Below are 9,493 nucleotides of genomic sequence, written 5' to 3' on the forward strand. Positions count from 1 at the left end.
ACGCTTTCCTGAGTCTGGCTCGTTCTGCAGTTGCCATCCTGCCCGAGATTAGTTTATCTTTCAAGCAAGACGGTGGTGACCCCGGGCCACGAGCCCGGAGCGCCCCGAGAACAATCCATCGATCACGGAGAATCTTATGAGCGACCTGACCCCCGGCACCTGGACCCTGGACCCGACCCACACCTCCGCTGCCTTCACCGTTCGCCACGCGGGCATCTCGAAGGTCCGCGGCCAGTTCACCGAGCCCTCCGGCACGCTCACCGTCGGCGAGGGCGGCAAGGACCTCGCGGTGAACGTCACCCTCCAGACCGCCTCGATCGACACCGGCAACGCCGACCGCGACAACCACCTGCGCAGCGCCGACTTCTTCGACGCCGAGCAGTTCCCCACCGTCACCTTCGTCTCCACGAAGATGGAGGATGGCTCGATGACCGGTGACCTCACCATGCACGGCGTCACCAAGTCCGTGACTGTCGACTACGAGTACGAGGGCGCGGCCACCGACCCCTTCGGCGTCTACCGCGCGGGCTTCACCGGCTCCACCAAGATCTCGCGCAAGGAGTTCGGGCTGACCTGGAACGCCGCTCTCGAGGCCGGGGGCGTGCTGGTCTCCGATGAGGTGCGCATCCAGATCGAGGTGGAGTTCACCGCTCCCACCGCGGCCTGATGAGCACCACCTGATCTGCTCTGTCGCCCCAACGGGGCGCCGACGGGCCGTCCGCATGCTGCGGGCGGCCCGCTCGCATGCCCGCTAGAGTCCCGGCCATGAGCACCGAGCGCCTCCCCCGCCCCACCGACCCCGACGCCCGGGTCCTCTACCTCACGCGCGAGGGCTGCCACCTGTGCGAGGAGGCGCTGCCTGTGGTGCGTGCGGAGGCCGATCGCGCCGGGACCACCGTGGAGGTGCGTGATATCGACGCGGACGAGCAGCTGCGCGAGCGCTTCGACTATGACGTGCCGGTGATCATCATCGACGGGCAGATCCACGCGAAGTACCGCGTCGAGGCGGAGGCGCTGCGGGCGGCGCTGCGGCATCGGCCCTGGTGGAAGCGGCTGCTCGGGCGCGGTTGACACACTCCCACCTCCCCACGACGCCCAGCGACGACGAAGGGCTCCTGCCGGATCCGGCAGGAGCCCTTCGTCATGCGCGGCGCGCACAGGGCACGCCACTGCTCACTTCTTGTTGCGGCGCTGGTGGCGGGTCTTGCGCAGCAGCTTGCGGTGCTTCTTCTTCGACATGCGCTTGCGGCGCTTCTTGACGACAGAGCCCATAGGTGCCTCAGTTCTGCAGGCGGCCGCCTGCGATGGTCAGCGGATCTGGAGTGCGCGGCCCCGCGGACGGCGCACGATGCGCGTGCGGGTCCGGCGCCACGGTCGACCCACGATTCTACACGCCCGCCCCGCACCTCACCCGCGGGCGAGTGCGAGATCTCTCGCAGCGTCGGCGGCGCGGGCGAGCTGCGCATCCACCGGATCCACCACGAGATCCTCCGCGACCGCCCGCACCCGGGCGGTGAGCACGCGGCGGGCGCGGCGCCGGTGCGCCGCCCCGATGAGCGCGGCGATCGCCGCTCCGGCGGTGCCGAGCAGGATCCCGACGGCGATCCCCAGCACGATGAGCACCGTGGGCAGCGGCAGGGGGATCCACAGCTCTTCGACCATCGGCATCGGCGGTGGGGGCACCCCGAGGGAGATCAGCAGCGTGTTCAGCGCGAGCCAGCCGAGCCCCACCACCCAGGTGAGCAGCGCAAGCCACTGCAGGATGTCCAGAAGCGGCCACCACCAGGAGCGGTCCATGGCGCGCAGGTCCGCTTCGGCGACCGCCTGGTCCAGGGCGTCGGGCAGCTCGTCTTCGTAGGTGCGGGCGGCGCGGCGCACGGCGGAGCGCCAGGCGTCCCCGCCGCCGGCGGAGGATTCATCGGCGAAGCGGCGCAGCCCTCCAGAGGCGCGGGCGGCCGCAGCGGCATCGGGGGCGGGCAGGGAGGTGCGTTCGAGGCCTTCGCCGTCGCGTTCCTGTCCGATGCCGAGGCGGCGCAGCGGGTCGGCGCGCAGTCCGCGCAGCCAACGCACGGGCGGCCAGCCCACGCGCCGCGCGGCGCGCATGCGGTAGGAGGCGCCGACGGCCTGCGCGACCGGCTCCACGCGGGCCGCGGTCGCGAGGTCGTCGACGAGGGCATCGACGTCGGCGGGGGCGGCGCGTTCGGGCAGCCCGGCGGGGTCGGCGGCCTGCTGCAGCTGCTCGGCGGCCGAGCGCACATCGGCGCGCTGGCGGGCGGCGCTCGCCTCCTGGCTGCGGGCGATGCCGATCAGCAGCTCGCGCAGCTCCTCGAGCCCCTCCCCTGTGGTTGCGGAGACCGCGAGGACCGGGGCCTGGTCGAGTCCGTCGGCCCGGGCGATCGAGCGCAGGGACTCGAGCACGGCCTCGCGTTCGTCCTCGCGCACGAGGTCGATCTGGTTCAGCACCAGCACGGTGACGGCGTCGTGCCCGGCGAAGGGGCGCACGAACTGGTGGTGCAGCACCGCGTCGGCGTACTTCTGCGGATCGGTCACCCACACGAGCACGTCCACCAGGCCCGTCATGCGTTCGGCGATGTGCCGGTTGGCGCTCTCCACGGAGTCGAGGTCCGGCAGGTCCAGCAGGATCAGTCCGGGTGGTGCGGTCTCGGCCTCGCGGAGCCGGAGGCGGCGGCGCGGCGCGCCCGCGCGGGCGAGCGGGCTCTCGGCGTCGAGGTGGTGACGCTGTTCGACCTCGAGCCAGTCCAGCAGGGGGTCGCTGTCGTGTTCGCCGAGCACCGCGGCGACGGGCACGGAGGTGGTGGGGCGGCGCACGGCGGCGCGGGTGATCTCGCGGCCGATGAGGGCGTTGGTGAGGGAGGACTTGCCGGATCCGGTGGCACCGAACAGGCCGATGACGGTGTGCTCGGCCGAGAGCGCCTGGCGGTGGTCGATGCGCTGGAGGACCTCGCGGGAGCTGTCCACGGCGCCGCTCGGGGCGACACCCTCCAGGGCGTCGGTCACGGATTCGAGGGCGTCGATGCGCTCGAGCAGGCTCACGCCGCCACGGCGGGAGCGGCGCTCGGTGCTGCTGGGGCGGGTGTTCATGCGTCCTCCCGGATCCGGGCGGCGAGGGAGGCGAGCGCTGCGGCATCCTCGGCGAGCGCGTCACCCGCGCCGGGCTCACCCAGCTCCTCGAGACGGTCCAGGAATGGGCCGGAGCGTTCGGCGACCAGGGCATCCAGCCGCGCGGTGAGGCGTTCCCGGGCGATTCTCGCCATCTTTCGCACAGCGTCGTCGCCGAAGATCGTCTCCAGCAGCTTCTGGCCGACGACGGCGGTCGCGGCCCCCGCACCGACCTCCAGGCCGGTGGGGATGAAGGCGGTGGAGGTGAATACGACGACCATGAGCGCGACGCCGACGGCATTGACCCCGAGGGACATGAGGCGGGCCTTGGTGCGGCGGTCGGAGCCTTCCGCGCGGACGAGCTCGAGCACATCGCCCTGCCAGGCGCGGATCGAGGCGGCGACCTGTTCGGCGTAGCCGTCGGGGATGCGGCCGAGGTCCTGCCCTTCGGCGAGGAACCGTCCGGCGGGGGTGGAGCGCCAGGCGGCTTCGGCGCGTTCAGCGCCGCGCGCGGACTCATCGATCACCACGTGCACCAGTCCCGTGCCGAGGGCCTGCTCGGCGGCGACCGCGGGGGCGGGCTTACCGCCAAGGGCCTGGGTGAGGCGGTCGCGGACCCTGCCCACCAGGCCCTCCAGTCCGCGAATGAACTCGCCGGTGCCCACGACGTCCTGCCAGCGGGCCAGCACCTCGCCGCGCAGCAGGGAGCCGTCACCGAGGGCGTCGTCGATGCGCTCGCGCGCCCCGGAGAACGCCGCGATGGCCTGCTCCTTGAGCTGGGTGCGCTCCTGGTCCTGGGCGGCGGCATGCGCGGCGATTTCCCCGGCGGAGGCGGCCAGGGAGTCGACGGCCCCGGCAAGGGTACGGCGGGCGATGCGGCCGCGGGCCCCGGAGTCGGCGGCGAGGTGGGCGAAGTGGTCCTTCAGCTCGGTGACGAAGCGGGCGGGGAGCATTCCATCGGCCTCGAGCTCGGTCTCGGGGACGAGGAACAGGTGCTCGACGTCGATGCCCTGCTTCTCGAGCATGCCGCGCAGGTCCGCGGCGAGCTCATCGGCCACACCCGGGCGGTCGGGGATGCGGTTCATGACCACGTCGACGGTGACGTCGGTGGCGGCGGCGCTGCGCAGCACCTCCCACGGGACGGCGTCCGCGTAGCGGTTGGCGGTAGTGACGAACAGCCACAGGTCCGCGGCGCGCAGCAGCTGGCGGGCGAGCTCGCGGTTGCCGGTGGCGACGGAGTCGATGTCCGGGGCATCCAGCAGGGCAAGGCCCTGGGGGATCGCGTCCTCGGCGTGGAGTTCGAGGGAGGTGGCGGGGTCGTGGTCGCCGGTGGTGTCGCCCGGGCGGGGCGCTTCCGCGTCCCCCGCCGCCCCGGCATGCACGCGGGCGAGGCCCGGCAGGATGCGGGTACCGGTGAACCAGGGCTCATCGGCGCTGTGGTGCAGCAGGACGGGCCGACGGGTGGTGGGGCGGATGGCACCGGAACGGCTCACGGAGCGGCCGACGAGGGCGTTGACGAGCGTGGACTTGCCGGCACCGGTGGAGCCGCCGATGACCACGAGCAGCGGGGCGTCCAGGGATTCGAGGCGCGGGATGACGTGGTCGGCGAGCTGGGCCTGGGCGGCGCGGGCCTCGTCGCGGGCCTGCTCGGTGCCTTCGAGCGGCAGGGGCAGCTCGAGGGTGCGCAGGTGCTCTGCGAAGGTGTCGAGCACGGCAGGGGTCGCGGTGTCGGCGGCGTCGGTCTGCTCGGTCATGGGGTCCCCCGTTCCGTGAGGCCGCGCCCCAGGGCGGGGCGCAGGCCCATTGTGGCAGGGCTCAGTCCAGGAACGGGTCCAGGCCCCATTCGGGGAAGGCGGCGCGACGTGCGGCCTGGATCATGCGGTCCAGCTCGTCCTCGGGGTCGAATCCGAGCTCCCAGTCCCGCACCTGCAGGGGCCGACCATCGCCCATCATGACCAGTCCCGGTTCCGGGGAGAGGCCGTGCTCTGCGCGGGCCTGCGCCGCCGCGACCAGGTAATCCTCCGGCAGGCGGGCGTCCAGCGGCAGTGCCTCGCCGGTGGCGACGGCGAGCAGCTGCGCCCAGGAGCGCGGGACCACGTCGATCACGGCGTATCCGCCGCCGCCAAGCGCAAGCCAGCGCCCGCCGCAGACGTCGTCGGCCAGATCCCTCAGCATCTGCATGACCGCCACCTGCGCTTCGAGGGTGACCGTCAGGTCGGCCAGGGGATCGGCTCGGTGCGTGTCGGCGCCGTGCTGGGTGACCAGCAGGGTGGGGCGGATGGCGCGCACGAGCGCGGGGACGGTCGCGCCGATGGCCCGCACCCACCCGTCGGCCGTGGTGCGTGGGGGCAGCGGGATGTTGATGGCGGAGCCGAGGGCGCCCTGCCCGCCGCGATCCTGCACGAAGCCGGTGCCGGGGAACAGCTGCGCGCCAGTCTCGTGGAGGGACAGGGTGATCGCGCGCGGCTCATCCCACAGGGCGCGCTCCACGCCGTCACCGTGGTGGACGTCCACGTCGATGTACAGCACGCGCTGCTCCCCGGCATCCAGGGCGTGACGGATCGCGACGGCGGCGTCGTTGTAGACGCAGAAGCCGGAGGCGGAGGCGGGTTTGGCGTGGTGCATTCCGCCGGCGATGTGGACGGCGCGGCGCACCTGCCCGGCGCGGATCGCGTCGATCGCGGCGATCGCGCCACCGACGATGCGGGCGCTCGCGGTGTGCATGCCCGCGAAGGCCGGGACGTCATCACCGCCGATGCCGAAGCGGATCAGCTCGGCACGGTCCGCGGCGGTCAGCGGCCCCTCATGCGCGGACGCGCGCTGCACGGCGGCGATCAGCTCCTTCTCATGCACCAGCGCGATCTGTTCCTCGCTGGCCACCGGGGCGGGCAGCTCCGCGATCCCGGGACGCTCCAGCACCCCGGCGCTGCGGGCGAGCGTGCGGGTGAGCTGCAGGCGGATCGGCGCCATCGGATGGAAGGGCCCGAAGTCGTACTCGAGCAGCGCCTCATCCCACACGATCCCCGTGGAGCCGGGATCGGCGGCGGCCGGGGACGGCGCCGAGGTGGTGGGAGGCACAGCAGCGGGCATGCCGTGAAGCGTACCCAGGCCGAGACCTCGCCGTAGACTGCCGCGCGAACAGTGGACCACACCTGCGGGGGTGTGGCTGCCCAGCGCAGGGGCGATAAAGCGCAGGAACGGCACCGTGGGACAGGAGGGGCGGCCGATGTCGGATCACCAGCACACGCGGCTGGAGCATCAGCAGCGCCCCACCCGGCAGCGCCTGCCCCGCTCAGCGTCCAGCAGGATGAAGCAGCGGCAGCAGGACCGATGGCGGGAATGGACGAAGCTCACCCCGGCCCGGGCGGCGCTGGTCGTGTTCACGCTGATGATCGCGGTGTTCACGGCGCTGCTGTCCCTGCCGGCGGCGACCCTCTCCGGGGAGCGCACCGCCTTCGTCGATGCCCTGTTCACGGCGGTCTCCGCCTTCTGCGTAACGGGCCTCACCACCGTGGATACGGCGAGCCACTGGTCCACCTTCGGGCTCGTGGTGCTGATCGCGGCGATGAAGCTGGGCGGCCTGGGGCTGATGACGGTCGCCTCGCTGCTGTCGATCTCGGTGATGCACCGGCTGGGGCTCGCGCAGCGGGTCCACACCGCCAAGGAGACCCGGGCGGAGCGGCTCGCAGAGGTGGGCGGGGTGCTGCGCACCATCCTCATCACCTCGACCGCCTTCGAGATGGCGACGTTCGTGGCGCTGACCCCGTACATGGTGGTCACCGAGCACGGCATCGGCGAGTCGCTGTTCCTGGGGTTCTTCTACGCCATCAGCGCCTTTAACAATGCCGGCTTCGTGCCGGAGCCAGCGGGCACCGAGCAGTATCTGGGTGATCCGTTCTTCACGATCCCGATCGCGCTGGCGGTGATGGTGGGCTCGCTGGGCTTCCCGGTGATCCTGGTGCTGGTCAAGAAGCTGCGCACTCCGCGCCGCTGGTCCCTGCACGCCAAGCTCACGCTGGTCACCACGGGCCTGCTGCTAGTGATCGGGTACGTCGGGTTCCTGGCGATGGAGTGGACGAACCCGGCGACAATCGGCGACCGCTCGGTGGAGGTCAAGCTCATGTCGGGCCTGTTCGCCACGGTGATGCCACGCTCGGGCGGTTTCGCGACCCTGGACATCGGCGCTCTCACCGGGGAGGCGCGACTGCTGATGGAGCTGCTGATGTTCATCGGCGGCGGCTCCGGATCCACCGCCGGCGGGATCCGGGTGACGACCTTCGCGCTGCTGATCCTGTCGATCTGGGCGGAGATTCGCGGCAACCCCGATGTGGAGGTGTTCGGGCGCCGCATCCCGCATGAGACGATCCGCCAGGCCATCGGGGTGCTGGTGCTCGCCACCGCCGTGGTGTTCGCCGCGACGTTCCTGCTGCTGCGGATGACGCCGTATTCGCTGGATGAGACCCTGTTCGAGTCCCTCAGTGCTTTCGGCACGGTGGGTCTGTCCACGGGTATCACCCCGAATCTGCCGCCGGATGCGAAGGTGGTGCTCATCGCGTGCATGTATGTGGGGCGGCTGGGGCCGATGACCCTGGGGGCGGCCCTCGCGGTGCGCTCCCGGGTGCGGATGGTGCAGCTGCCGCAGGAGCGGCCGATCGTGGGGTGAGCACCTGCCGGGCAGTGCCCCATCGGCCCCGACCGTAGACTGGCCCGGCCCTGATTCCCGCCCGCGCGCTCGCGCGGTACCGTGACCGTCCTCGACACATTTTCGGAGGGACCATGCCCCGCAGTGCCCGCGACAACGGTGTGCTCGTGATCGGACTGGGGCGCTTCGGCACCTCGATCGCCCTGACCCTCGAGCAGCTGGGGACGCAGGTCCTCGCGATGGACACCAATGAGGAGCTGGTCCAGAAGTACTCCGGGCAGCTCACCCACGTGGTGCGGGCCGATGCCACGCAGCTCGAGGTGCTCGAGCAGGTGGGTGCCGCAGACTTCTCCTACGCCGTGGTGGGGGTAGGCACCACGATCGAGGCGAGCGTGCTGATCACCGCGAACCTCGTGGACCTCGGCAAGCCGGTGATCTGGGCGAAGGCGATCTCCGCCGCGCACGGGAAGATCCTGCAGCGCATCGGCGCGAACCACGTGGTGTACCCAGAGGCCGATGCGGGGCGTCGCGCCGCCCATCTGCTCTCCGGGCGCCTGATGGATTTCATCGAATTCGATGATGACTTCGCGATCGTGAAGATGCGTCCGCCGCGTTCGGTGCAGGGCATGACGCTCGCCGAATCAGACATCCGCCAGAAGTACGGCGTGACGGTGGTGGGCGTCAAGTCACCGGGCAAGGACTTCACCTACGCGGAGCCGCCCACGATGGTCGCGGCGCAAGACATCCTCATCGTCTCCGGGCACACGGACCTCATCGAGCGGTTCTCGCAGGTGGGGTGAGTGCGGGGGCCGACGGGGACGGATGCCCCGGGACCAGGTGACCGACGAGGGCCGGGCGGCTTCGATCAGTCGCCGGTGAGCTCGCGGGAGCGCTCCATCGACGCCGCCATGGCCGAGGCGATACCGCCGCGCACGCCCTGACGTTCGAACTCGGCGAGAGCCTCGACGGTGGTGCCGCCGGGGCTGGAGACGCCGTTCTTCGCGACGGCGGCGTGGGTGCCGGATTCGATGAGCATGGTGGCGGCGCCGCGGACGGTCTGCTGCACGAGCTGCGAGGCGAGGTCCCGCTTCAGGCCTTCCCGCACGGCCTCATCGGTCATCGCCTCGATGAGGGCGAACACGAGGGCGGACAGCGACCCGGCGGCGCCGATGAAGGCGTGGACCTGGTCCTCGGTGATGTCCACGACTACGCCGGCGCGGGAGAACAGGGCGTGCAGCAGCTCGAGCTGCGCGGTCGTGAGGCCTGTGCTCATCAGGCCCACAGCGCCCTCCCCCACGCTGATGGGGGTGTTCGGCATGGCGCGGGCGATCGGCTGGCCGTCCGGGAGCACGCCCGCCATCTGATCAAGCGTCACGGCGGCGGCGAGCGACAGCACGAGGGTGTCCGCGCCGAAGTGCTCGCGCAGCTCGGTGAGGACGCCCGTGACCTGGTAGGGCTTCACGCCGAGAACGACCACATCGGCCCCCTGCACGCCCTCCTCCCGGGAGGCGGCGGCGGTGGCGCCGAGCTGCTGGGCGGCACGCTCGCTGGAGGCGGGCGTCGAGTTCGCGATGCGCAGCCGCTCCCCCGGCACCCCGGCGGCGAGCATGCTCGTGACCACGGGCCCGCCCATATTCCCCGCGCCGATCACGGCGACGGTCAGGCGCGAGAGGTCCGGGAGGTCGGCAGCGGGGCTGTCAGGGGTGTCGGTAGTGTTCATGCTCCCAGGGT

Annotated in this window: 9 protein-coding genes; 4 read left to right on the forward strand and 5 right to left on the reverse strand. The window is 71.7% G+C overall.

Going from position 1 to position 9,493, the window contains the following annotated elements; all coding sequences use genetic code 11:
* Window positions 1–136 precede the first annotated feature (136 nt).
* Together CJ197_RS03860 and CJ197_RS03865 are read left to right on the forward strand one after the other, a co-directional pair.
* Window positions 137–667 (forward strand): YceI family protein, encoded by a 531-nt coding sequence (locus tag CJ197_RS03860; protein ID WP_102235432.1) that lies wholly within the window; start codon window positions 137–139, stop codon window positions 665–667.
* A 98-nt stretch (window positions 668–765) separates the two neighbouring features.
* Window positions 766–1,071, forward strand: coding sequence for a glutaredoxin family protein (locus CJ197_RS03865; RefSeq protein WP_102235433.1), 306 nt, complete (start codon window positions 766–768; stop codon window positions 1,069–1,071).
* Window positions 1,072–1,173: 102 nt separating this feature from the next.
* Here the strand turns inward: CJ197_RS03865 and CJ197_RS03870 are convergent, their stop codons facing one another.
* The 4 genes from CJ197_RS03870 to CJ197_RS03885 form a co-directional block, all read right to left on the reverse strand.
* Window positions 1,174–1,272 carry a 30S ribosomal protein bS22 gene (locus CJ197_RS03870; protein ID WP_019174583.1) on the reverse strand — a complete coding sequence of 33 codons (99 nt, stop codon included), beginning with the start codon at window positions 1,270–1,272 and terminating at the stop codon, window positions 1,174–1,176.
* A 135-nt stretch (window positions 1,273–1,407) separates the two neighbouring features.
* On the reverse strand, window positions 1,408–3,102 hold the full coding sequence (locus CJ197_RS03875) for a dynamin family protein (RefSeq protein WP_102235434.1): 1,695 nt from the start codon (window positions 3,100–3,102) through the stop codon (window positions 1,408–1,410).
* Window positions 3,099–4,874: a dynamin family protein gene (locus tag CJ197_RS03880; RefSeq protein ID WP_102235435.1), complete on the reverse strand. Its 1,776-nt coding sequence runs from the start codon at window positions 4,872–4,874 to the stop codon at window positions 3,099–3,101. The genes CJ197_RS03875 and CJ197_RS03880 overlap by 4 nt, the downstream gene beginning before the upstream one ends.
* A 61-nt stretch (window positions 4,875–4,935) precedes the next feature.
* Window positions 4,936–6,210, reverse strand: a complete 1,275-nt coding sequence (locus tag CJ197_RS03885; protein WP_102235436.1) for an acetoin utilization protein AcuC — start codon at window positions 6,208–6,210, stop codon at window positions 4,936–4,938.
* A 136-nt stretch (window positions 6,211–6,346) separates the two neighbouring features.
* Between CJ197_RS03885 and CJ197_RS03890 the strand changes: the two genes are divergently transcribed.
* On the forward strand, window positions 6,347–7,783 hold the full coding sequence (locus tag CJ197_RS03890) for a TrkH family potassium uptake protein (protein ID WP_369801473.1): 1,437 nt from the start codon (window positions 6,347–6,349) through the stop codon (window positions 7,781–7,783).
* A 113-nt stretch (window positions 7,784–7,896) separates the two neighbouring features.
* Window positions 7,897–8,562: a TrkA family potassium uptake protein gene (locus CJ197_RS03895; protein ID WP_102235437.1), complete on the forward strand. Its 666-nt coding sequence runs from the start codon at window positions 7,897–7,899 to the stop codon at window positions 8,560–8,562.
* A 65-nt stretch (window positions 8,563–8,627) separates the two neighbouring features.
* Here the strand turns inward: CJ197_RS03895 and proC are convergent, their stop codons facing one another.
* Complete coding sequence (gene proC / locus CJ197_RS03900) at window positions 8,628–9,482, reverse strand: pyrroline-5-carboxylate reductase (protein ID WP_102235438.1); 855 nt, start codon at window positions 9,480–9,482, stop codon at window positions 8,628–8,630.
* Window positions 9,483–9,493 lie beyond the last annotated feature (11 nt).

Origin of the sequence: Brachybacterium sp. UMB0905, assembly GCF_002871795.1 — a bacterium.
In the GTDB taxonomy this organism is placed as follows: Bacteria; Actinomycetota; Actinomycetes; order Actinomycetales; family Dermabacteraceae; genus Brachybacterium.